At 66.0% G+C, this 21563-nt stretch carries 20 protein-coding genes; 12 read left to right on the top strand and 8 right to left on the bottom strand.

The annotated features are described in order from the left end of the window. The first annotated feature begins 12 nt into the window (after window positions 1–12). From gspI to OKW44_RS29665, 6 genes are read left to right on the top strand one after another with little or no spacing between them, the layout of a single operon-like run. Window positions 13–405, top strand: a complete 393-nt coding sequence (gspI, locus tag OKW44_RS29690) for a type II secretion system minor pseudopilin GspI (protein ID WP_018418900.1) — start codon at window positions 13–15, stop codon at window positions 403–405. Continuing rightward, a complete protein-coding gene (locus OKW44_RS29685) occupies window positions 383–1057 on the top strand; it encodes a PulJ/GspJ family protein (RefSeq protein ID WP_018418901.1) in 675 nt (224 codons plus the stop codon). Before gspI ends, OKW44_RS29685 begins: the two co-directional genes overlap by 23 nt. Window position 1058: 1 nt before the next feature. Continuing rightward, on the top strand, window positions 1059–2174 hold the full coding sequence (gene gspK, locus OKW44_RS29680; RefSeq protein ID WP_018418902.1) for a type II secretion system minor pseudopilin GspK: 1116 nt from the start codon (window positions 1059–1061) through the stop codon (window positions 2172–2174). A 28-nt stretch (window positions 2175–2202) separates the two neighbouring features. Next, on the top strand, window positions 2203–3612 hold the full coding sequence (gene gspL, locus OKW44_RS29675) for a type II secretion system protein GspL (protein WP_018418903.1): 1410 nt from the start codon (window positions 2203–2205) through the stop codon (window positions 3610–3612). Then, on the top strand, window positions 3609–4112 hold the full coding sequence (locus OKW44_RS29670; RefSeq protein ID WP_018418904.1) for a type II secretion system protein M: 504 nt from the start codon (window positions 3609–3611) through the stop codon (window positions 4110–4112). Before gspL ends, OKW44_RS29670 begins: the two co-directional genes overlap by 4 nt. 28 nt (window positions 4113–4140) lie before the next feature. Beyond that, window positions 4141–4920 carry a type II secretion system protein N gene (locus OKW44_RS29665; RefSeq protein ID WP_018418905.1) on the top strand — a complete coding sequence of 260 codons (780 nt, stop codon included), beginning with the start codon at window positions 4141–4143 and terminating at the stop codon, window positions 4918–4920. A 138-nt stretch (window positions 4921–5058) separates the two neighbouring features. On the opposite strand, the gene OKW44_RS29660 is transcribed toward OKW44_RS29665, so the two are convergent. Together OKW44_RS29660 and OKW44_RS29655 are read right to left on the bottom strand one after the other, a co-directional pair. Continuing rightward, window positions 5059–6669 carry an efflux transporter outer membrane subunit gene (locus tag OKW44_RS29660; protein ID WP_018418906.1) on the bottom strand — a complete coding sequence of 537 codons (1611 nt, stop codon included), beginning with the start codon at window positions 6667–6669 and terminating at the stop codon, window positions 5059–5061. 172 nt (window positions 6670–6841) lie between these two features. After that, on the bottom strand, window positions 6842–7195 hold the full coding sequence (locus OKW44_RS29655) for a hypothetical protein (RefSeq protein ID WP_085952322.1): 354 nt from the start codon (window positions 7193–7195) through the stop codon (window positions 6842–6844). 258 nt (window positions 7196–7453) lie between these two features. Between OKW44_RS29655 and OKW44_RS29650 the strand changes: the two genes are divergently transcribed. Together OKW44_RS29650 and OKW44_RS29645 are read left to right on the top strand one after the other, a co-directional pair. Then, the gene (locus OKW44_RS29650; protein WP_018418907.1) at window positions 7454–7960 is read left to right on the top strand and encodes a MarR family winged helix-turn-helix transcriptional regulator; all 507 of its coding nucleotides are present in this window, start codon (window positions 7454–7456) and stop codon (window positions 7958–7960) included. A gap of 211 nt (window positions 7961–8171) precedes the next feature. Further along, complete coding sequence (locus OKW44_RS29645; protein ID WP_018418908.1) at window positions 8172–9734, top strand: DHA2 family efflux MFS transporter permease subunit; 1563 nt, start codon at window positions 8172–8174, stop codon at window positions 9732–9734. A gap of 51 nt (window positions 9735–9785) precedes the next feature. Here the strand turns inward: OKW44_RS29645 and OKW44_RS29640 are convergent, their stop codons facing one another. The 4 genes from OKW44_RS29640 to ada form a co-directional block, all read right to left on the bottom strand. Next, window positions 9786–10301 (bottom strand): hypothetical protein, encoded by a 516-nt coding sequence (locus tag OKW44_RS29640; RefSeq protein ID WP_018418909.1) that lies wholly within the window; start codon window positions 10299–10301, stop codon window positions 9786–9788. A gap of 223 nt (window positions 10302–10524) precedes the next feature. Further along, entirely contained in the window at window positions 10525–12141 is a 1617-nt protein-coding gene (gshA, locus tag OKW44_RS29635; RefSeq protein ID WP_018418910.1) for a glutamate--cysteine ligase, read from the bottom strand. Between the two features lie 213 nt (window positions 12142–12354). Further along, window positions 12355–13275, bottom strand: coding sequence for a DNA-3-methyladenine glycosylase family protein (locus tag OKW44_RS29630; RefSeq protein ID WP_018418911.1), 921 nt, complete (start codon window positions 13273–13275; stop codon window positions 12355–12357). After that, window positions 13272–14432 carry a bifunctional DNA-binding transcriptional regulator/O6-methylguanine-DNA methyltransferase Ada gene (gene ada, locus OKW44_RS29625; RefSeq protein WP_018418912.1) on the bottom strand — a complete coding sequence of 387 codons (1161 nt, stop codon included), beginning with the start codon at window positions 14430–14432 and terminating at the stop codon, window positions 13272–13274. The genes OKW44_RS29630 and ada overlap by 4 nt, the downstream gene beginning before the upstream one ends. A 488-nt stretch (window positions 14433–14920) precedes the next feature. On the opposite strand from ada, the gene OKW44_RS29620 reads away from it, so the two are divergent. Next, entirely contained in the window at window positions 14921–15346 is a 426-nt protein-coding gene (locus OKW44_RS29620) for a VOC family protein (RefSeq protein WP_018418913.1), read from the top strand. 44 nt (window positions 15347–15390) lie between these two features. Here the strand turns inward: OKW44_RS29620 and OKW44_RS29615 are convergent, their stop codons facing one another. Continuing rightward, a complete protein-coding gene (locus OKW44_RS29615) occupies window positions 15391–15945 on the bottom strand; it encodes a YaeQ family protein (protein WP_026225527.1) in 555 nt (184 codons plus the stop codon). 142 nt (window positions 15946–16087) lie between these two features. Next, window positions 16088–17065: a LysR family transcriptional regulator gene (locus OKW44_RS29610; RefSeq protein ID WP_018418915.1), complete on the bottom strand. Its 978-nt coding sequence runs from the start codon at window positions 17063–17065 to the stop codon at window positions 16088–16090. 173 nt (window positions 17066–17238) lie between these two features. On the opposite strand from OKW44_RS29610, the gene OKW44_RS29605 reads away from it, so the two are divergent. The 3 genes from OKW44_RS29605 (at window position 17239) to araG (ending at window position 21504) form a co-directional block, all read left to right on the top strand. Continuing rightward, window positions 17239–18696 carry an aldehyde dehydrogenase family protein gene (locus OKW44_RS29605; protein ID WP_018418916.1) on the top strand — a complete coding sequence of 486 codons (1458 nt, stop codon included), beginning with the start codon at window positions 17239–17241 and terminating at the stop codon, window positions 18694–18696. 151 nt (window positions 18697–18847) lie between these two features. After that, complete coding sequence (locus OKW44_RS29600) at window positions 18848–19852, top strand: arabinose ABC transporter substrate-binding protein (RefSeq protein WP_018418917.1); 1005 nt, start codon at window positions 18848–18850, stop codon at window positions 19850–19852. 92 nt (window positions 19853–19944) lie between these two features. Beyond that, window positions 19945–21504 carry an L-arabinose ABC transporter ATP-binding protein AraG gene (gene araG, locus OKW44_RS29595; protein WP_018418918.1) on the top strand — a complete coding sequence of 520 codons (1560 nt, stop codon included), beginning with the start codon at window positions 19945–19947 and terminating at the stop codon, window positions 21502–21504. The last annotated feature ends 59 nt before the right edge of the window (window positions 21505–21563 follow it).

The following is a 21563-nucleotide window of genomic DNA, read 5'->3' as shown; positions in this document are numbered from 1 at the left end:
TCCCTCTTCACGATGCGCGATGTCGGGTGCCGCAAGGAGCGCGGCTTCACGATGATCGAGGTGCTGGTCGCGCTCGCCATCATCGCGGTCGCGCTTGCCGCGTCGCTGCGCGCGGTCGGCAGTCTCGCGAGCGGCGAAGCCGATCTGCACCGGCGTCTGCTCGCCGGCTGGAGCGCGGACAACGCGCTCGCGGATCTTCATCTGAAGCATGCATGGCCCAACGTCGGCTCAACGAGCTTCGATTGCTCGCAAGGCAATCTGCAACTGCGCTGTACCGAGCATGTGACGGCGACGCCGAATCCGGTGTTTCGCCGTGTCGAAGTGATGGTGACGATGCCTGGGCAGTCCGGCAATCTCGCGCAGATGGTCACGGTGGTCGCGAATGAAAACAACCGCTCGCTGTGAGCGCCGCCGCCGTTATGGCGAGCGCGGCTTCACGCTGATCGAACTGCTGGTCGCGATCGCGATCCTCGCGGTGATCGCCGTGCTGTCATGGCGCGGGCTCGATCAGATCATCCGCGGCCGCACGACGATCACGAACGCGATGGAAGACGAACGCGTGTTCGCGCAGCTGTTCGATCAGATGCGCATCGATGCGCGCCAGGCCGCCAGCGACGACGAATCCAGCCAGGCCGCGGTCTCGGTGTCCGGCAACGCGCTGCAGATCGTGCGGCACATGATGCTGCCGGCCACCGCGCCGCGTCTGCAGGTGGTGCGCTATCAGATCTCGAACGGCCGCGTGGTGCGCTACGCGTCGCCGCCGCTCGGCAACGTCGGCGAATTGCGGCGCGCGTTGCACGGCAGCGACGAAGGCTGGAGCGCGGTGCCGCTGATGGCTGGCGTCGGCTCGATCTCGGCGCGCATGTACGTGCCGAAGCTCGGCTGGACCATACGGATGAACGACGTACAAACCGCGATGAACGAGGCCGTCAACAACCTGAAGGTGCCGCAACTCGGCAACGCGCCGATGCCACGCTCGGTGACGGGGCTCGAGGTCAGCATCGGCGCAACATCGCTCGCGCGGCCGGTCACGCGCGTTTTTCTGGTCGGAGAATGACATGACGTTCTCCTCGTCGTCGTCGAAAAAGCCGGCATCCGGTTCGCGCGTGGCCGGCGCGCGCGAGCGCGGTGTGGCCATCATCAGCGCGCTGCTCGTCGTCGCGCTGTCGGCGATCCTCGTGTCCGGCATGTTGTGGCGCCAGCAGGTACAAATCCGGCGCATCGAGAATCAGCGGCTGTTGTCGCAGGCGCAATGGGTCGCGCGTGGCGCGCTCGACTGGACCCGGCTGATTCTGCGCTCCGAAGGCGATACATCGGCTGGCATCACGTATCTGGGCGGCTTGTGGGGCGTGCCGATCGCGAAAACCCGGCTGTCGGATTTTCTCGGCCAGATTGGCGAGGTACGCGCTGAACAAGGCGCGGCCACCTACCTGTCGGGCTCGATCGAGGACGCGCAGTCCCGATTCAATCTGCGCAATCTGGTCGCAAGTCCGGCGCCCGGCGTGACGCAAATCAGCGCCGAGCAGATGGCCGCGTATCAGCGCCTGCTGGTGTCGCTCGGCCTGAGCGGGCAGCTCGCCAAAGCGACCGCGCTGCACGTGCGCGCGGGGCTGTCGCAATCGGCGACGCGCTTTCAGACCGGCACGTCGATCAGCAGCACGCCGCAGGTGGGCGGCGGCGGCGGTATGACGGGGGGCAACTTCACGAACCAGCCCGGCATCGAGGACGGCGACGACAACGTGGCGGTCGCGCCGCTGCTGATGACGAGCGTCGATTCGCTGCTCGACATTCCGGGCTATACACCGGAGATCGTCGCGAAGCTGCGGCCGTTCGTCACCGTGCTGCCTACGACCACCGCGATCAACATGAACACCGCGTCGGCCGAAGTGATCGCGGCGGTTGTGCCGGGCATGACCGTGTCGCAGGCGCAAGCACTCGTCGCGCGGCGCCAGACCGTGTTTTTCCGCAACGTCGGCGACGTGCAGCTCGCGCTGACCGCAGCCGGCGTGCAATCGGTGTCGATCGATCCGAATCAGTTCGACGTCAATTCGAGCTACTTTTTAGTCCACGGCAGTGTGCAGCACGAGCGGGCCGAAGTGGATCGCACGACGCTCGTCTATCGCGATCCGCTAACTCACACCACGCGTATCGTGCGGGTACAAGACCAACTATGAACAACGCAATCCATAGAGAGAGTGGCCTTTGAGCACGCTGATCGTCCTATTGCCGCCGCGTGATCCGGCGGTGCCCTCGCAGGAATGGCAACTGCCCGAGCTGCCGTTCGTGCTGCTCGACAAGACGGGGCGCACGCAGCGCGCCGGCCGCTCGGCGCTCGCGCTGCTGCCGCGCGGCGGCACGACGGTGCTGATGCTCGCCGCGCGCGACCTGCTGCTGATGCCCGCGACGCTGCCGCCGCTGCGTGGCCCGAAGCTGCGCCAGGCGCTGCCCAATATCGTCGAGGATCAACTGATCCAGGACCCGCAGACCTGCCATATCGCGGTCGACCCGCAGGGGCTTGGTGAAGGTCGGCACCTGCTCGCGGTCATTGATCGCGGCTGGTTCCGTTTCATCTATGAGGCGTTCACGGCGGCCGGTCATCGCAGTCTGCGCGCGGTGCCGGTCACGCGTTGCCTGCCGCTGGCGCCGGTGACCGATATTGCCGCGAACGCCGATGAAACAGCCGAAGCGCGCGAGCCGGCGATGGCCGGCGCGGCGAGCGTCGCGACGTCGCTACCGGGCGTCGCGCCGGTGGTCGCGCCCGAAGCGCCGTCCGTCGTGCCGATGGTGGCCGCGGTGCTCGGTGCGGTCGTGCAGACCGCACCCGCGCTGCTCATCGAAGGCGCGCTCGACAGCGGCGTGCCGCGCGTAGAACTGGCGATTGCACGCGGTGTCCAGGGCGAGGGTTTCGCGGCGCCGGCCAATGCGGTGAACGCGACGCTGTCCGCGCTAGCGGGTGCGGCGCCGGTGTCGCTGTACATGCTGACCGAGGTGCCCGGCAACGAGCCGAACCAATCCACGATGAGTCCCGCGCGGCTCGCCTCGCATATTCACGGCGCGAGTCCGCTGCCGTTCGAGCAGCTCGCGCGGCGCGCGCTCGAATGCCGCTTCGACCTGTGCCAGTTCGAATTCGCGTCGCAGCCGTGGCGTCTCGATCGTGCGACGCTGCGGCGTCTGCGTCTGCCGATCGTGCTCGCGGTCGCCGCGCTCGTCGTCGCGATCATCGGCGCGAACGTGCAGTGGCTGATGCTTGCGCGTCAGCGTGACGCGATCAACACGCAGATGACGGAGCTGCTGCTCAATACGTTCCCGAAGACGACCGTCGTACTCGACGCGCCCGGTCAGATGGCGCGTCAAGTGCAACAGTTGCGCGTGGCGGCGGGCGAGCTGTCGCCGGAGGATTTCCTGTCGCTCGCCGACGGCCTCGCGCGCTCGCTGTCGCCGCTGCCGGTCAACGGCATTGCCGCGCTCGACTATCACGAGCACCGCCTCGACGTGACCTTCAAACCCGCGGTCAAGGTCGACCCCGACTTCGCCAAGCGCCTCGCGCGCAACGGCCTCACCGGCGCGATCGACAGCAGTACCGGCAAGTGGACCATCAGGAACGGACAATGAAAGCTGAACTCGCTCAAGCCTGGGCTGGCTTCTGGGACCAGCGCACCGATCGCGAAAAGGCGCTGCTGACGTGGGGCGGCGCCGCGCTCGCCGTGGCGATTGCCTGGTCGGTGCTGTGGGCGCCCGCGCAGGACGGCCGCGCGCACCTGCGTGAATCGCTGCCCAGCCTGCAGCGGCAGCTCGCGCAGATGACCGCGCAGTCGAACGAGGCGCGCTCGCTGTCGGCGGCCGCGCAAGGTGTCGCGCCGACCGGCGCGGCGCTGAAGGACGCGCTTTCCGCATCGCTCGGCGAACATGGCCTCGCCGCGACGCAGGTGCAGTTCGTCGGCAACGCGGTGCAGGTGCAAATGAAAAACGTGGCGTTTCCGGCCTGGACCGCGTGGGTCGATGACGTGCGCAAGCAGTTCAAGGTGCAGGTCTCCGAGGCGCACATCACCGCGTTGAAAGACGACGGCCAGGTCGATCTGACGGTCGCGCTGCAACCGTCGACCGCGAAATAGCAACGCCCCGCTCGCTACAGGATCTCGCATGAATTACTGGATGTGGCGCCTGCGTGCGGCGCTGCCGTGGCTGGTGGTCGCCGTTTTGTCGGTGGCGGCCGTGACGCTCGCGTTACTGCCGGCCGCCTGGATTACGCCGCAGTTCGCGCGGCAAACGCACGGGCACGTCAATCTCGTCGACGCCGAGGGCTCGCTGTGGCACGGCTCGGCGACCGTGATGCTGGCCGCCGGCGCCGATATGAGCGCGGCGACGCTGTTGCCTGGCCGGATCGAATGGCGCACGGCGTTCTGGCCGCTTTTCACCGGACGCGTGCGCATGGTCATGCGCCATAGCGAGGCGATGCCCGACCCGGTCACGGTCGAAGCGACGCCGCGCGGCGCAACCGTCACGCCAGGCGTGCTCGCGGTGCCGGCGTCGCTGCTCGCGGGGCTTGGCGCGCCATTCAACACGCTCGATCTGCAGGGCAACGTGCAGCTGTCGTGGTCCGACTGGCGCAGTTTCAACGGCGAAGCGTTCGGCCAGCTGACGATGATGCTCGACAACGTCAGCTCGCGAGTGTCGCTCGTGAAGCCGCTCGGGTCGTACCGGGTCAGGTTTCAGGCGCAGGGTACGTCGTCGGCGCTCGATCTGAGCACGATCAAGGGTCCGTTGACGCTGACCGGCAGCGGCACGGTGTCGGCCGCATCGACGTCGTTTCGTGGCACGGCGAGCGCCGCGCCGGAACAGCACGATAACCTCGCCGGCCTGCTGAATCTGCTTGGCCGGCCTAGCGGGCCGGATACGGTGGCGCTGACGTTCGTGCACTGAGGTGGGGCTGACGCGCGCTGATGTGTGCCGAGGCGCGTGTTTCGCGCGCGTGGCGCGACGAAAAAAGAGGCATGGCCGCGAGTTGCGACCATGCCTCTTCTATTTTGTGGCGTTGCTGCGCGGCGAGCGCAGCGGACATTATTTGCTCTGCACCCGCGCTTGCGGCGCGTCTGTGCCCGACGCGGTGCTCTGTGCGATGGACGGCGCGCCGACTGACGTGGCCGCAGCCGTCGGCGCCGATGCGGGCAGCGGCGCGGGCGCCGCGACATCGCCGGTCTCGCGATTCATCTGCGACGCGTCCCAGCCGCCGCCGAGCGCCTTCACGAGCCCCACCGACGACACCATCCGCTGCCCGGCGATATTCTCGAGCTTCTGTTCGGCCGTGAACGCCGTGGTCTGCGCGGTCAGCACGTTGACGAAGCCGACCGTACCCGCCTTGTACTCGTTCGTCACGATGGCGAGCGCCTGGCGCGCCGAGTTGACCGCCTGCCGCTGCACGACGATTTCCTGTTCGAGGATGCGCAGCGACGCGAGGTTGTCCTCGACGTCCTGGAACGCGGCGAGCACCGCCTGCCGATAGGTCGCGACATCCGCGTCATAGCTGGCACGCGCGGCCTCGGTTTGCGCTTTGCGCAGGCCGGCGTCGAAGATCGTCCCGGCCAGTTGCGGGCCGAGCGTCCAGAAGCGCGACGGCAACGTCAACAATTGCGAGAACACCGAGTTCTCGAAGCCGCCGGTCGCCGACAGCGTCAGCGACGGGAAGAAGGCGGCGATCGCCACGCCGATCTGCTCGTTCGCCGCCGCGGCCTTGCGTTCCGCCGATGCGATATCCGGCCTGCGTTCGAGCAGCGCGGACGGCATCTGCGCAGGCACGGCGGGCGGCGTCGCGGTGAGCGGCATCGGCGGCAGGGAGAACATCGACGGGGGCACGCCGACCAACACCGCGATCGCGTGCTCGTCCTGCGCGCGCTGGATGCCGTTGTCGATCGCGGCGGCCTGCGCCGATTGCAGCTGCGTTTGCGCCTGGATCACGTCCGAGCGCGCGGCGACGCCGGCCGCGTACTGATTCTGCGTGAGTTGCAGCGAGCGCTGATAGGCGATCACGGTGTCGTCGAGCAGCTTCTGCGTGGAGTCGAGCGCGCGCAGCAGGAAGTAGGTCTGCGCGAGCGTGGCCTGGGCGGACAGGCGCGCGTTCGCGAGGTCGGCGGCCGCGCCCTGCTGGCCGGCTTTCTGCGCATTGACCGAGCGCGTGACCGAGCCCCACAGGTCGGGCTCCCAGCTCGCCGTCATCTGGACGTTGAAGCTGTTGGTGATGCCCTCGCGACTGGTCGCCGTAGTCGCATTGCCACTGGTTTGCGTGCCGTTGCCCGAGCGCGTCGCGCCCGCCGACGCACCGATCGTCGGGAAGTACGCTGCCCGCGCTTCGCCGACGAGCGCGCGCGCCTGCCGGTAGCTCGCGGCGAATTGCGCGATGGTCTGGTTCGCGGTGTTGAGCTTGTCTTCGAGTTCGTTGAGCTTCGGGTCTTCGTAGATCGCCCACCAGTCGCCGCGGTCGTGTTGATCGGCGGGTTCGGCGACCTTCCAGCCGGGTGCGGCTTCCTTGAACGACGCGGGGATCTCGGTGGCCGGCCGCTGATAGTTCGGGCCGACCGCGCAGGCGGCCAGGAGCGTCGCGCAGGCCGCGCTCACGGCAAGGGACAGGACGCGCGGCGCAAGCGCCCGCGCGCGCGAGATTCGATCAGACTGCATGCAATGAATTCCTTCTGGACGCCGCGGCGCGGCCGGGAATGGCGCAACCGGCCGGGCGAGATCGTGGTCTGCCGGAATGTTAGCGTATGAGCCCGCGCGAGCGCGGGAAACTGAAAGCCGAAAGGTTAATGCGAGGCGGTGCGCAGGTGTGTTACTTGCGGTGACGCGATGGTTACGCGTTGTTACCGGCGGCGCGAGGGGCTGCGGGTTCGCGCTGGTTCAGATGGCGAGACGAAGCGAAACTGTGTGCCGAAAAGCGCGCTGCGAATCGGTGCACCCTCAGAGCCGCGATTCCGTGGATTGGGTCTGCTGGCGTTGAGTTGGCCCTGCCTTTCCTCGCCCGCTTCGTCCCCCTTCGATGCGCGGTCCACGCGAGCAACGCGACACCAACCGACCCACCCGGCAGCACGAACAGTCCCGCAAACAGCGCGAGCTTCCACCAGCGGTGCGGGCCCTGGAAGCTATGGAGTGCGGAATCGGTCAGTGAGCGGCTGAGGCCGCCAAGCGTGTTTTTGAGGTACAGCATCGGTGAAATCCCTTGGCGCGCGTCGCAAGGCGGGCGGCGTGCGGTCGATCGGTCAGAACATGGTCTCGAATGACGCAGGATGCGCGAAACTCATTGCTTGTCATAATATTGACTATGCAATCAAATTTCAAGATACTGTGCGGCGCAAATGATTCGACTGTTGTATTTCGGTGGGCCTCGTTGCGCACCGCAAAATGCGGTTTGACTTGTCTGCTTAGGCAGCTAAACTTCGTCTTGCCTGGATGTTGCGGATACCCCATGACTGATGGTCCCTATAAAGCGGACGAGGTCGAGCTCACGAGCAGTCTCGGCTACTACCTGACGAAAGCGCGCAACGTGCTGGTCGAGCGCACGGACCGTGCGGTCAAGCCGCTCGGGCTCACCGCGCAGCAGATCGGCGTGATTCTGATGCTGTCGTCGCGGCGCGCGAGCACGCCATTCGAGCTGTCGCGCGCAATGTCGTACGACAGCGGCTCGATGACGCGTCTGCTCGACCGGCTGGAAAAGAAGGGCTTCGTCGTGCGCACGCGCAGCAGCGACGACCGACGCATGGTGAAACTTGAGCTGACGCAGCAGGGCCACGAGGCCGCGCGCCAGTTGCCGAACCTCGGCGCAACTGTGCTGAACGACCAGTTGCGCGGCTTTACCGCCGAGGAGCACGCGACGCTGATTCACCTGCTCGCCCGTTTCATCGCAAACGGTCCCGAGGGAGATGCCGACGTGGGTTGCGGCCCGGCGCCACCGCCGGACGAGCCGCCGGGATGAGCCGAAGCATGTGTCAAACAACGGTCGTCGTCGGATGGCGACGGCGCGTCATCACGAAGTACTAGCAGGACAATCACGAGGCGCTTTTCCAAGGCGTCATTGTCATCAGATATCTGTCTGGGCAGAGGGTGATGCGGCATGCAAGCATCGTGTATGAAACACACGATAAGGCTGCCGTGACAAGCTTTCGCCGCCTGAGGAGAACAAACCTATGGATGCCACGGCTTCCAACGCCACGCTGCCCGCAGCAGAACTCGCCCCGCTCAAGGGCGGCACGCTCGCGCTGCTGACCGTCGGCCTTGCGCTCGGCACCTTCATGGAGGTGCTCGACACCTCGATCGCGAACGTCGCGGTGCCGACCATTTCCGGCAGCCTCGGCGTTGCCGCAAGCCAGGGTACCTGGGTGATCTCGTCGTACTCGGTCGCCTCGGCGATCGCCGTGCCGCTGACCGGCTGGCTCGCGCGACGCGTCGGCGAGGTACGACTCTTCACGCTGTCCGTGCTGCTGTTCACGATCGCGTCGGCGGCCTGCGGTTTCGCGCATAACTTCGAATCGCTGATCGCCTTCCGGCTCGTGCAAGGGCTCGTGTCCGGGCCGATGGTGCCGCTGTCGCAGACGATTCTGATGCGCTCCTACCCGCCCGCCAAACGTGGACTCGCGCTCGGCTTATGGGCGATGACCGTGATCTGCGCGCCGATCTTCGGCCCGGTGATGGGCGGCTACATCACCGATAACTTCACGTGGCCATGGATCTTCTACATCAACGTGCCGATCGGCCTGTTCTCGGCGTTCTGCGCGTATCTGCTGCTGCGTGGCCGCGAGACGCAGACGACGCGCCAGCGCATCGACGCGGTGGGCCTGGTGCTGCTCGTGACCGGCGTGTCGTGCCTGCAGATGATGCTCGACCTCGGCAAGGACCGCGACTGGTTCAACTCGACGTTCATCGTGGCGCTCGCCGTGATCGCGCTCGTATCGATCGCGTTTCTGCTCGTGTGGGAGTTGACGGAGAAAGAGCCGATCGTCGACCTGTCGCTGTTCAAGGATCGCAACTTCGCGCTCGGCGTCGTGATCATCTCGTTCGGCTTCATGGCGTTCTTCGGCTCGGTGGTGATCTTCCCGCTATGGCTGCAAACGGTGATGGGCTACACGGCCGGCCTCGCGGGTCTCGCCACGGCACCGGTCGGATTGCTCGCGCTGTTTCTATCGCCGATGATCGGCAAGAACATGCATCGGCTGAATCTGCGCATGGTCGCGAGCTTCGCGTTCATCGTTTTCGCGATCGTATCGATCTGGAACTCGACGTTCACGCTCGACGTGCCGTTCGGCCACGTGATCCTGCCGCGGCTCGTGCAGGGAATCGGCGTCGCCTGCTTCTTCGTGCCGATGACGACGATCACGCTGTCGAGCGTGTCCGACGAGCGTCTTGCAAGCGCGTCGGGTTTGTCGAACTTTTTCCGCACGTTGTCGGGCGCGATCGGCACCGCGATCAGCACGACGTTCTGGGAAAACGACACGATCTATCACCACGCGATGCTTGCAGATACGGTCAACACGTATTCGGCGAACACCAACGCCTATACGAATGCGCTGGCGGGCGCCGGGCTGTCCGGCGACAGCCTGACCGCGCAGCTGAACCAGGTGGTGACGAGTCAGGCGTACATGATGGCCACCAACGACTTCTTCCGCATCTCGGGCGCGGCGTTTATCGTGCTGGCGGTACTCGTGTGGATCACGAAGCCGCGTGAAGGCACCGGGCCTTCATTAGGACACTGAAGCAAATGCGCGGCAGCGGCGAATGCATCGCGGCTGCGGCCACCGCTCGATCTATTGCGACATCGCCTCGCCATTCGGCAGCCTGGTCGTGTTACGGGGCATCGTCTCCGGATGCGTCGCATCGGGCGCGTTCTGCGATGGCGTCGCGCTGCCTTGCGGCGCGCTGGCGGCTGTGCCCGTGGTGCCTCTCACATACTGCTTGAAATCCGCACCGGCTCCCCACGGATTCGGCTTGCAGCCGAGCGAACTGTCGCAATGCGCCGAAAAGCCGATCGTGGTGGTGCCATCGGGACCTGCGGCGCGCGTGATCTGAAACGCGAGCGCGCGCTTGCCGCCGTCCGGGCCGGCGGTCTGGATCAGCGAGTCGTTAGCGGTCTCGATCTTGTACTTCGAATGACTCGCGACCCACGTTTGCGCCCGTTGCCACCAGAGGTCGCATTCGGCCTTGTTCGAACACGTCAACGGCCTGGTCGCGATCTGCATGACATCGGGATCGACCTGACCCTGGGTCGAGCATGCCGCCGTCGCCACGAGACAAAGCGCGGCCAACAGAGCTTTGTTCTTCACGTCGATACCTCCCCTGTGGAGCACGTCATAACATTTTGGACCACCTCATCGAAGCGGTGTTTCACCCAGATCAGAGAATCGCGACGTCGCGCGGAGTATTTGCCGATTCCGCGGACGCCAGGAAAGCGCAATCCGTAGAGGTTACCTGCGCGTTACTCGGGGCAAAGAAAAAGCGGCCACGCGGGCCGCTTGAAGCACTTCCGAAATGCTGTGGTCCGAACGCTCAGACGCTGAAGCGATTGAGCGTATAGGCCCGATACGCAGCGACGAACGCATCGAACGAACCAACCTCGTCGCGTTCGAGCTTCGCCTGTTCGTCGAGCGATCGCACCGCGAGGTCGGCAAACGCCTTGGACTGCGCGGCATCGAGCGGACGTGCACGGAAGTACGCGGCGTGGGCTTCGCTTTGCGCGAGGCCGAACGCGAGGAAGCTTTGCTGCTGGTCGCGCATCGTTTGCAGCACGCGCGCCGATGGCGTCAGCGACACGTCCGCGAGCTTCGCGCGTTGCGCGGCGACCGCACGCGCGTGTTCGTCGCCGCCCTTCAGGCTGTCGAGCACGGCCGCAGCGGCGTCGATTTTCACGAGCAGTTCGTCGGCCCAGTCGATCATCGCGACCGGCTTGCCGTCGCGAACCAGTTCGAGGCCTGGCTTGCGACCTTCCATCGTCACGCGGCCGAAGTTCTGGTTCGCTTCGGTGTACGCGGGCGGAGGCAGGGGCGCGCTGTCGTCGAGCGCGCACACGAGCAGGTACGCGTCGAGAAAGCGCGATGTTTCGAGCGAAATGCCGATCGGCTCGAACGGATCGATGTCCATGCAACGCACTTCGACGTATTGCACGCCGCGCGCGGCGAGCGCGTGCAACGGCCGCTCACCCGGATACGTGACGCGCTTCGGGCGAATCGTCGAATAGAACTCGTTTTCGATCTGCAGCACGTTGGTGTTGATCTGCACCCACTCGCCGTCGCGTTGCGTGCCGATCTGCTCGTAGGCGGGATACGGCTGGCTCACGGCTTTCGCGAGCGCGTCGAGATAGCCGGGCAGCGTGTCGTAGTCGGCGTGCAGCGCGGCTTGCGCGGTCGTGTTCGAATAGCCGAGATCGCTCATGCGCAGGCTGGTCGCGTACGGGCGGTACAGCGTGTCGGCGTCGAACGTGTCGAGCGAGTGTTTGCGATCGCGGAGAAAGCGCCGATCGAGCGCCGGCGACGCGCCGAACAGGTACATCAGCAGCCAGTTCGTGCGGCGGAAATTGCGGATCAGCGCGAGGTAGCGGTCGGACTGGAAGTCGACGGCGTTCGCGGTGGATTGCTGATCGGCGTGCAGCAGGCGCCACACGTCTTCGCTCAGCGAATAGTTGTAGTGGATGCCCGCGATGCACTGCATCGTGCGGCCATAGCGCAGCGCGAGGCCGACGCGGTACACGTACTTCAGCTTGCCGATGTTCGACGTGCCGTAGTGCGCGATCGGAATGCCATCGTCGGTGGCGGGCAATAGTCCCGGCATCGAGTGGTTCCACAGGATCTCGTCGCCGAGCTCCGCGTAGACGAAACGATGCAGCACGTCGAGTTGCGCGAGGGTTTCGGCGGCGTCCTGCTCAGCCGGCGTGATCAGCTCGAGCAGCGCCTCGGAGTAGTCGGTCGTCAGCGACGGGTGCGTGAGCGCCGAGCCGAGCGCGCGCGGATGCGGAGTCATCGCGAGTTGGCCGTTGCGTGTCACGCGCAGGCTTTCCCTTTCGATGCCGCGCAGGCCGCGTATCAGCACATCGCGATGCGGGCTCGAGTCGAGCACGGACAGGCGGTGCGAAAGCGCGTCGGTCGTGCAGGAGGGTGTGGTGTTTGGCATTGATGCAAGTCGCGCGTTGCCGGTCGCCGTGTATCGCCGGACGATTCACAGACGGTATAGCGGCTGACAACGTTCGGCGGAATTTTCAGTAGCGGGCACTTTAACATCTCGCCAGAACCGCTGCTTGCGGTCGCTTCGCCGGAGTTTCAGCGGGCATGTCGAGTTCGCGCTGAACTACGCCATCCCCATCAGCACGTCGCGACGACCCTCACCTCATCCCCCGCGCGCCGCGCCCGCCCGATCCGCCACCTCGTTCCACAGATGCATCGCGGCATACGCGCGATACGGCCGCCACGCGTCGGTGCGGCTGCGCTGTTGCGCGGGCCGTACGAGTGAAGGATCGCGCGCGCAGATCGATTGCATCAGCACGAGATCCGACTCGGGCCATGCATCGGGATCGCGCCATGCACGCATCGCGACGTATTCGACAGTCCATGGGCCGATGCCCGCGAGCGCGAGCAATGCGGCGCGCAGGCTCGCGGCGTCGACGGTGTCGCTGCTGTCGAGCGGCACGTCGCCACTCGCGACCGCACGCGCGAAGCCCTGCAACGCGGCGACGCGTTTGCCCGGCATGCCGATCTGCGCGAGATCGACTTCGGCGAGTGCGGCCGGCGTCGGAAAACGCCACGCGGTGTTTTCGTGCGGATGCGCGTCGATGCGTTCGCCCGCTCGCTGCACGAGCCGTCCGATGATGGTCGTCGCGGCCTTCACGCTGACCTGCTGACCGACGATCGCGCGCACCACAAGTTCGAAGCCGGACCACGCGCCCGGCACGCGCAGGCCGGGCACCGCGGCGACGAGCGGCGCGAGCCACGGGTCCGCCGCGAGTCCGGCGGCGATCTTCTTTGGATCGACGCGCAGATCGAACATTCTTGCGATTGGCGCGGCCAGTGCATCGGCGTGGCGGCTCGCCGGCCCTTCGATGCTCGCGACGATGCAGCGCTTGCGCGGATGCAGCCGCACGCTGAGTGTGCCGCCGTCGCCGTTGCAGTCGATCGCGCGACGATACGCGCCGTCCTCGACGGCTTCGACGCCAGGCGTCGCGCGGCCGCTGAAAAAGCGCAGCAGCCGCGGCCAGTCGAACGGTGCCTTGAACGGTAATTCGAGAGTTGCAACCTCGTTAAGCGTGCTCAAGCGGCTTGATCCAGTTGGGAGTTGTGGGAGTCGGCGTCTGTGCGGCTTGCGTCGCGGCGGGGCGCGTCGCTGACTGAAACGCTGCCTGCGTGCTGCGCCTCATTGTCGAGCAACGCAGCCTTGCGCGGCAGCCCCCAGCGATAGCCGGCGAGCGCCCCGCCCTTCTGCACGACGCGATGGCAAGGAATCGCGAGCGCGACCGGGTTGGTCGCGCATGCGCTCGCGACGGCGCGCACCGCCCGCGGCGAGCCGACCGCCTCGGCGATCTGCGAATAGCTGCGTGTCTCGCCGTACGGGATCCGCCGCAGCGCCTCCCACACGCGCTGCTTGAATGCGGTCGACGCGATATCGAGCGGCAACTCGAAGTCCTGGCGCGTGCCGCGCAGATACGCGTCGATCTGCGCGATGAACGGCGCGAGCCGGCCGGCGTCTTCACGCAGCTCGGCATTCGCGAACTCGCCGCGCAATTCGTCGATCAGCAGCGCGGTGTCGTCGCCGAAACCGATCTTGCAGATGCCCTTGTCAGTCGCGGCGACCAGCACGAAGCCGAGCGAGGTCGGCGCGCTCGCATAGCGCACCGTCAGGCCCGCGCCCTTGCGGCGATACGCGGACGGCGCCATGCCGAGCTCGGCCGGCGCGCTGTCGTACATTCGCGACGGCGAGCCGAAACCGGCGTCGAGCGTCGCGCGCGTGACGTCGGCGCCGCCCTGCAGCGCATCGCGCAACGCGGCGCCGCGCTGCGCGGCCTGGTACTGACGCGGCGAGACGCCGACCACGCGCTTGAACAGGCGCTGCAAATGGAACGGGCTCACGTGCACGGCATCGCTCAGTTGCGCGAGCGTGAGGCGCTGCTGCGGATCGGCGTCGAGCGCGGCGCACGCTCTGGCGACGATGTCGAGCTCGCGCGGCAGACCACCGGGCTGGCAGCGCTTGCAATCCCGAAAGCCCGCGGCGCGCGCGGCGGCGGCATCGGTGAAGAAGGCGACGTTTTCGCGGCGCGGCTGGCGCGACGCGCACGACGGCCGGCAGAACACGCCGGTCGTCCTGACCGCGTAGAAGAATGCACCGTCGGCATCGCGGTCGCGGTGGATGACGGCGTCCCAGCGTTCGTCGTCGGTGCGCCACTGGGTGGTGTCGACGTCGGCGGCGGTGCGCATGAGGGCGGAACGGCGAGTGGAGGCGTTCATGATGTCCTGGGGCCCAGACGGGCAGGCAGTGTCGATGCTCATCAATTTAGGCCCGATCGCTACACAGTACGCGCCGGTTCTTGCTCTGTCATTCGGACGCGCTTGTCCTTACCCATGGTGGGGTCGAACCCGGCAAACCACAATCCGAAGCGCCTTGGAATGCCTGCGGCCGGGCGTTTTGCCTCGAAGTGCGGCAATTTCGCACGATATCGGGTTTTCCCTTAAAAAGTTATTGCGTCGCACCAAGCCGATGTGTATATTAGTACCTGTCTCCTCCATGTCTCCTCCTGATATGGATTCAGCCCGCTCCACTTGAGCGGGCTTTTTTTTGCCTACGTTTTTTGTCCGCGCCTGGTCCGCATTTGGTCCGGTTCGCCCACGACTTCCCGCCGATCTACCCCCGCCCTTTCTCCTACACTTCCTAATCGGATCTCCGAACTAGCGAAAGGGCGTTCGACATGAAAATCCACATTCGCGAGATCGACCACGTCGTGATCCGGGCGACGCACGTCGAAACCCTCGCGCGCTTTTACTGCGACGTACTCGGTTGCAGCGTTGAAAAGGAGCAGCGCGAACTCGGCCTCACGCAACTGCGCGCGGGCCGATCGCTGATCGATCTGCTGCAGGTCGGCGCGAAGCTCGATCGCGCGGAAAACGGCGCGGCGGGCACGGGGCGCAACATGGACCACCTGTGTCTGCGCGTCGAGTCGTTCGACGCCGACGCGCTGAAGGCGCATCTGAGCGCGCATGGTGCGCGGCTCGGCGAACAGGGAGTTCGTTATGGCGCGGACGGATTCGGGCCGTCGCTGTATCTGTTCGACCCGGAGGGCAATATGGTCGAACTGAAGGGGGCGCCGGAAGCGGCGCGGGTCACGTCGCTCTGAATGCGAGAACGAAGCGGCGCAAAAACCGGTTCAGACCTGAGCCATCATGCATCGGCTTGCGCCTTCAGTACGGTCCAGTCGATCTTCACCGCATCGGCTTCGGCGCTGCCGAGCCATGCTTCGCCGTCCTGCACTGTGCATTGCAGCCGCATCGTGCGTTCGGCAAGCGAGCCGAGCGATGCCGCGACGTCTTCGCCGAGCGTCCAGACCGTCACGTTGCGCAGACGCTCGACCTTGTTGCGCACGCCCTGCCACCAGATTTCCGAAGTACGCCCGCCATACGCGATCACGACCACGTGATTCGCCCGCCCGCTCGCCTTGGCGATGCGGCGTTCATCGGGCTGGCCGACCTCGATCCACGTGTCGATCGCGCCGGTCAGATCCTTCGCCCACAGATCCGGTTCGTCGACATCCGACAAACCTTTGCAGAACTCCAGCCGTTCCTGCGCGAACAGCGCGAACGCGGCGACGCGAACCATCATCCGTTCGTCGGTTTCGGAGGGGTGACGGGCGATCGTCAGCGAATGGTCGGCGTAATAGTGCCGGTCCATGTCAGCGATCTGCAGTTCCGCCTTGTATATCGTCGATTTGAGAGCCATGCCGTTGCTAAACCAGGCGCTCGCTCCACCGGAGCGCAGCGAAAATGAATCGTCGACGGCGCGTTGCCGTTTCTTGTGTTTGCTGTACATCGTATGTTCCTCCCGCGCCGTCAGCCGGTGCCTATGACACAGAAGGAAGCATTTACCGGGCCACCGCGGGCTCCGTGGCCGTGCCGTACACGTCGCGAGCCGCATCTCGCAGCGCGTCGAGCACGACGGCGGCCGCCGGCGACAACAGATGCGACTGGCGCGTGATGATACCGAATGTATCCATCCTGCAAGGCAAATCGATCGGTACGCGCTTCAATACCCCGTACTGTTGGTACTGACGCGCCACTTCATCGGGCAATACCGCCAACATGTCGCTTTGCAGCAGCAGGCTCGAAATCGCGAGGAAGTTGTTCGTATTGACGACGTTCTGCGGCGGATTCAGGCCGATCTGCGAAAACATCAGATCGAAGCGATGGCGCAGCACGCTGCCCGGCGGATGCAGCACCCACGCCGCGTTGACGATACCGCGCAGCGTCAATCCCGTTTCATTTTCGAGCGGATGGCCGGGACGCGCGACCACGCAGAGCGGTTCGTCGGCGAGCGGTTCGTAGCGCACGTCGGTCTTGAACTGGTTCTGCCGTTCGAGCACGCGGCCGATCATGATGTCGAGATCGCCTTCGGCGAGCCGCGGCAGCATCACGTCGGAGGTCTCGACCTCGGTCCAGATCTGCAACTGCGGATAACGCTCCTTCACGCTCGCGATCGCGCGCGGCACCATCGTCGCGGCGGCCGCGGCGATCACGCCGATACGCACCTGACCCGCGAGCCCCGAGCGCAGCGCCGAGATTTCGTCGTGCGCCTGGCTCAGGTTCGACAGCACCATGCGCGCATGGCGGATCATCACCTCGCCGTACAGCGTCGCGTGCATGCCGTGCGGCGTGCGGTCGAACAGGCTCACGCCGAGCATGTCCTCGAGCTCTTTCAACAGGCGCGACGCGGCCGGCTGCGTCATGCCGAGCACGTCGGCCGCGCGGCGCACGTTGCCCTCCTCCTCCATCGCGGCAAGCAGCAGCAACTGGCGCGTCTTTAGCCGCGCGCGCACGAACCAGTTCGAATAGCTACGCGTCATCGCAGGGTCTCCTAGGTTTTTACGAGCGATGTTTGTACGTTCTTCCTCGGAAGTTCCCATGATGCCATACCGAAACTGATATCGGATAAGCCTAAAAAGGGATTGGAAAGTTATTGGCACCGCTCATACCATTCGTGGACTTTTGTGAACTTCCGGTGCGCCTTTTCCCGCCGATGAACCGCGATCCGCTCGTCCCCCTCGTTGCCAGCCCGTTTCGCCATTACATCAATGGCGGATGGGAGACCGGCGCGACCGCGGGCGTGTCGCTCAATCCATCGGATCTCGACGAGCCGGTCGGCGAATACGTGCGCGCGGACGTGCGGCAGACCGACAGCGCGATCGAGGCCGCGCACGCAGCGTTTCGCGACTGGTCGCTCGCCTCTGCGCAGCGCCGCGCCGACGCGCTCGACGCGATCGGCAGCGAAATGCTCGCGCGCCGCGAGGAACTGGCCCGGTTGCTGGCGCGTGAAGTCGGCAAGGTATTGCCCGAGGCGCTCGCGGAAGCGACACGCGCGGGCCAACTGTTCAAGCTGTTCGCGGCCGAGGCGCTGCGCGCGTTCGTCGAGCCGCTCGCGTCGGCGCGTGCCGGCGTCGAAATCGACGTGACGCGCGAGCCGCTCGGGGTGGTCGGCATCATCGCGCCGTGGAGCGCGCCGCTCGCGATCGCCGCGGCGAAGATCGGCGCCGCGCTCGCGCACGGCAACTGCGTCGTCTACAAGCCGGCCGAGTCCGCACCGGCTTGCGCGGCGGCGCTCGCGTCGATCGTCAGTCGCGCGGGCTTGCCGGCCGGCGTGTTCAATCTCGTGATGGGCAGCGGACGCAAGGTCGGCGCGCGCATCGTCGCGCATCCGCTCGTCGCCGCGATCAGCTTCACCGGTTCGTCCGATACCGGCACGCGCGTGCTGCAGGCCGCCGCGACGCGCCAGGCGCGCGTGCAGCTCGAGATGGGTGGCAAGAATCCGTTCGTCGTGCTGGCCGACGCCGATCTCGACAGCGCGGTCGACGCGGCGCTCACCGGTGCCTTCAGCGCGACCGGCCAGCGCAGCACGGCGGCCGCACGGCTGATCGTCGAACGCGCGGTGTTCGCGCCGTTCGTCGACGCGTTGCAGGCGAAGCTCGCGAAACTCACCGTCGATCACGCGTTGAAGCACGGCACCGATATCGGTCCGGTGGCGAACGCCGCGCAGCTCGAACGCAACCTCGACTACGTGCGTGTCGGCGAGCAGGAAGGCGCGCAGTTGCTGCGCGGCGGGCGGCAACTGGAGCGCGCGACGCGCGGCTATTTTTTCGAGCCGGCGCTGTTTATTGGCGAATCGGAGCATCGCATCGCGCGTGAAGAGATTTTCGGGCCGCTCGCGGTCGTGCTGCGCGCGGACGATTACGAACAAGCGCTACATCTCGCGAACGACACCGCCTACGGACTGTGCGCCGGCATCTGCACGCGCTCGCTGGAACGCGCGCGGCATTTTCGCCGCCACGTGCAGGGCGGTCTCGTCACGATCAATCTGCCGACCACGGCCGTCGAGCATCACGGACCCAGCGGCGGGCGCAAGGCGTCGGCCTATGGCGCGAGCGATGCCGCGTTCTGGACCGCCGCGAAAACGGCGTACCTGGCGAGCTACAAGCAATGAGCCGCGCCACCGTTTTCACCGCGACTTGCGCGAACCGCCCGGCATGCCGCGCGCAGATCCGCCCCGATTCGCGCGACGGCTGACGCCGCCCGCGTTACCCCGCTGCGACTACACGACATCAATGCAGCTTTTCACCCACAGGAGACAGTAGATGACCAGCAAGCTTCGCCGTTTGACCCTGACCGCGATGGCCGCCGCCGCCCTCGCCGCCCCGTTCGCCGCACAACTGTCCGCCCACGCGGATGAGCCGCTCAAAGTCGGCTTCCTCGTGAAGATGCCCGAACAGGCGTGGTTCATCAACGAACAGAAAGCCGCGACCGCGCTCGGTAAGAAGGACGGATTCTCGGTGGTCAACATCGGCACGCCCGACGGCGAAAAGGTGCTGGCCGCGATCGACAACCTCGGCGCGCAAGGCGCGAAAGGCTTCGTGATCTGCGCGCCCGACGTGCGTCTCGGACCGGCGATTCAGGCGCGCGCGAAGCGCTACAACATGAAGTTCGTGACCGTCGACGACCAGTTGGTCGATTCGACCGGCAAGCCGCTTGCGAACGTGCCGCACCTCGGCATGTCGGCCTTCAAGATCGGCAACCAGGTGGGCCAGGCGATCGCCGACGAAATCAAGCGCCGCGGCTGGAAGCCTGAGGAAGTCGGCGCGCTGCGTATCACGGACTATGAACTGCCGACCGCGAAGCTGCGCACCGACGGCGCGACGCAGTCGCTGCTCGCCGGCGGCTTCAAGAAGGAAAACGTCTTCGACGCGCCGCAGAAAACCACCGACGACGAAGGCGGCTTCAACGCGGTGTCGCCGGTGCTCGCGCAGCATCCGAACATCAAGAAGTGGGTGATCTTCGCGCTCAACGAGGAAAGCGTGCTTGGCGGCGTGCGCGCGACCGAACAGCTGCATATTCCGGCCGCGGACGTGATCGGCGTCGGCATCAACGGCGCGGGCGAGGCGTTCGCCGAGTTCCAGAAGAAGGAACCGACGGGCTTCTACGGCACGATCGCGGTCAGCTCGACGAACCACGGCAAGGAAAGCACCGAGAACCTTATCGAGTGGATCAAGGACGGCAAGCAGCCGCCCGCCGACACGCAAACCACCGGCAAGCTGATGGTGCGCGGCAACTGGCAGGACGTGCGCAAGGAACTGGGTATTTAAGCGAAGTTCTCGCAGCAGACGGCGGGCCGCCTCGTGCCTCGCGTTTAGCGCGAGCGCGGCCCGCTCAGGTTTCATCCGTTCGAGGTTTTTCGATGACGTCCTTATTCACCGGGTCTCATGCCAGCGAGGCGGCGCTCGCGCCCTCGCGTGCATCGACGCCCGCATCCGACGCCCCCTATCTCCGGCTCGACGGCATCACCGTGCGCTTTCCGGGCGTGCTCGCGCTCGACCAGGTCTCGCTCGAAGTGCGCCGCGGCGAGGTGCACGGCCTGATGGGCGAAAACGGCGCCGGCAAATCGACGCTGCTGAAGGTGCTGTCCGGCGTCAATCATCCTGTCTCGGGCGCGTTGTCGCTCGACGGCATCGAGCAGCAGTTCGCGACGACCAAGGCGGCGATCGCCGCGGGCATCGCGATCATCTATCAGGAACTGCATCTGGTGCCGGAGCTGACGGTCGCCGAGAATCTGATGCTCGGCGCCCTGCCGAATCGCTTCGGCGTACTGGACGAAAAGGCTTTGGTCGCGCGTGCGATGCGTGAGCTCGAACGGCTCGGCGAAAAGCTCGATCCGTCGCAGCAGGTCAAGCATCTGTCGATCGGTCAGCGGCAGATGATCGAAATCGGCAAGGCGCTGATGCGCGACGCGCGCGTGATCGCGTTCGACGAACCGACCAGCTCGCTGTCGTCGCGCGAAACCACGCAACTGTTCCGCATCATCCGCGCGCTGAAGGCCGAAGGCCGCGCGATCGTCTACGTCACGCACCGGATGGATGAAGTCTACGAACTGTGCGATCGCGTCACCGTGTTTCGCGACGGCCGCCGCATCGACACTTTCGAGGCCGGCGCGGGACTCGATCGCGATCGGCTGATCAGCTGCATGGTGGGCCGCTCGATCACCGATGTGTACGGCTATCGCGCGCGCGAGCACGGCGACGTGCAGCTTCAGGTCGACGGCCTGATGGGACCGGGCCTGCGCGAACCGGCATCGTTTTCGGCGCGCAAGGGCGAGATCGTCGGCTTCTTCGGGCTCGTCGGCGCGGGCCGCTCCGAGTTGATGAAGCTGATCTACGGCGCGGTCAAGCCGAGCGCCGGCGAGGTCGCGCTGAAGGGCAAGCGCGTGCAGTTCGCCACGCCGCGCGACGCGGTGCGCGCCGGTGTCGCGCTGTGTCCCGAGGATCGTAAGCAGGAAGGCATCGTGTCGATCGCGTCGGTGTCGGACAACCTGAACATCAGCTGCCGCCGCCACTTCAGCCGCTTCAACGTGCTCAACAGCCGCAAGGAAGCGCAGACCACGCGTGAGTTCATCGGCAAGCTCGCGATCAAGACGCGCAACGGCGATACGCCGATCGGGACGCTGTCCGGCGGCAATCAGCAGAAGGTGATCCTGTCGCGCTGGCTCGCCGAAGAGATCGACGTGTTCCTGATGGACGAGCCGACGCGCGGCATCGACGTCGGGGCGCGCAGCGAGATCTATGGACTGCTGTATGGGCTCGCCGAGGCAGGCCGCACGGTCATCGTCGTGTCGAGCGATCTCGCCGAGGTGATCGGCGTGACCGATCGCGTGATCGTGATGAAGGAAGGCCGCATTGTCGGCGATCTGCCGAAGGCGCAGGCCACGCCGGATGCGCTGATCAAGCTGGCATTGCCGCGCTGATCGCCCAACGGATCGCGCCACCAGACCTCTTACCGAATACCGCAACGAAAACGGCATTG

This window comes from Paraburkholderia lebeckiae, from assembly GCF_050436325.1.
GTDB lineage: Bacteria > Pseudomonadota > Gammaproteobacteria > Burkholderiales > Burkholderiaceae > Paraburkholderia > Paraburkholderia tuberum.
Note: the sequence above shows the minus strand (reverse complement) of the source record. Positions and strands in the feature narration are given on the sequence as shown.

Bases quoted from the DNA above. Each gene is read 5' to 3' on its own strand.
- OKW44_RS29650 (WP_018418907.1), top strand. From the start codon at position 7,454: ATGACTGATGGTCCCTATAAAGCGGACGAGGTCGAGCTCACGAGCAGT.
- OKW44_RS29660 (WP_018418906.1), bottom strand. From the start codon at position 6,669: ATGCAGTCTGATCGAATCTCGCGCGCGCGGGCGCTTGCGCCGCGCGTC.
- OKW44_RS29610 (WP_018418915.1), bottom strand. From the start codon at position 17,065: ATGACGCGTAGCTATTCGAACTGGTTCGTGCGCGCGCGGCTAAAGACG.
- OKW44_RS29620 (WP_018418913.1), top strand. From the start codon at position 14,921: ATGAAAATCCACATTCGCGAGATCGACCACGTCGTGATCCGGGCGACG.
- OKW44_RS29645 (WP_018418908.1), top strand. From the start codon at position 8,172: ATGGATGCCACGGCTTCCAACGCCACGCTGCCCGCAGCAGAACTCGCC.
- OKW44_RS29670 (WP_018418904.1), top strand. From the start codon at position 3,609: ATGAAAGCTGAACTCGCTCAAGCCTGGGCTGGCTTCTGGGACCAGCGC.
- araG (WP_018418918.1), top strand. From the start codon at position 19,945: ATGACGTCCTTATTCACCGGGTCTCATGCCAGCGAGGCGGCGCTCGCG.
- OKW44_RS29655 (WP_085952322.1), bottom strand. From the start codon at position 7,195: ATGCTGTACCTCAAAAACACGCTTGGCGGCCTCAGCCGCTCACTGACC.
- gshA (WP_018418910.1), bottom strand. From the start codon at position 12,141: ATGCCAAACACCACACCCTCCTGCACGACCGACGCGCTTTCGCACCGC.
- OKW44_RS29685 (WP_018418901.1), top strand. From the start codon at position 383: ATGAAAACAACCGCTCGCTGTGAGCGCCGCCGCCGTTATGGCGAGCGC.
- gspK (WP_018418902.1), top strand. From the start codon at position 1,059: ATGACGTTCTCCTCGTCGTCGTCGAAAAAGCCGGCATCCGGTTCGCGC.
- gspI (WP_018418900.1), top strand. From the start codon at position 13: ATGCGCGATGTCGGGTGCCGCAAGGAGCGCGGCTTCACGATGATCGAG.
- OKW44_RS29615 (WP_026225527.1), bottom strand. From the start codon at position 15,945: ATGGCTCTCAAATCGACGATATACAAGGCGGAACTGCAGATCGCTGAC.
- ada (WP_018418912.1), bottom strand. From the start codon at position 14,432: ATGCGCACCGCCGCCGACGTCGACACCACCCAGTGGCGCACCGACGAC.
- OKW44_RS29665 (WP_018418905.1), top strand. From the start codon at position 4,141: ATGAATTACTGGATGTGGCGCCTGCGTGCGGCGCTGCCGTGGCTGGTG.
- OKW44_RS29605 (WP_018418916.1), top strand. From the start codon at position 17,239: ATGAACCGCGATCCGCTCGTCCCCCTCGTTGCCAGCCCGTTTCGCCAT.
- OKW44_RS29600 (WP_018418917.1), top strand. From the start codon at position 18,848: ATGACCAGCAAGCTTCGCCGTTTGACCCTGACCGCGATGGCCGCCGCC.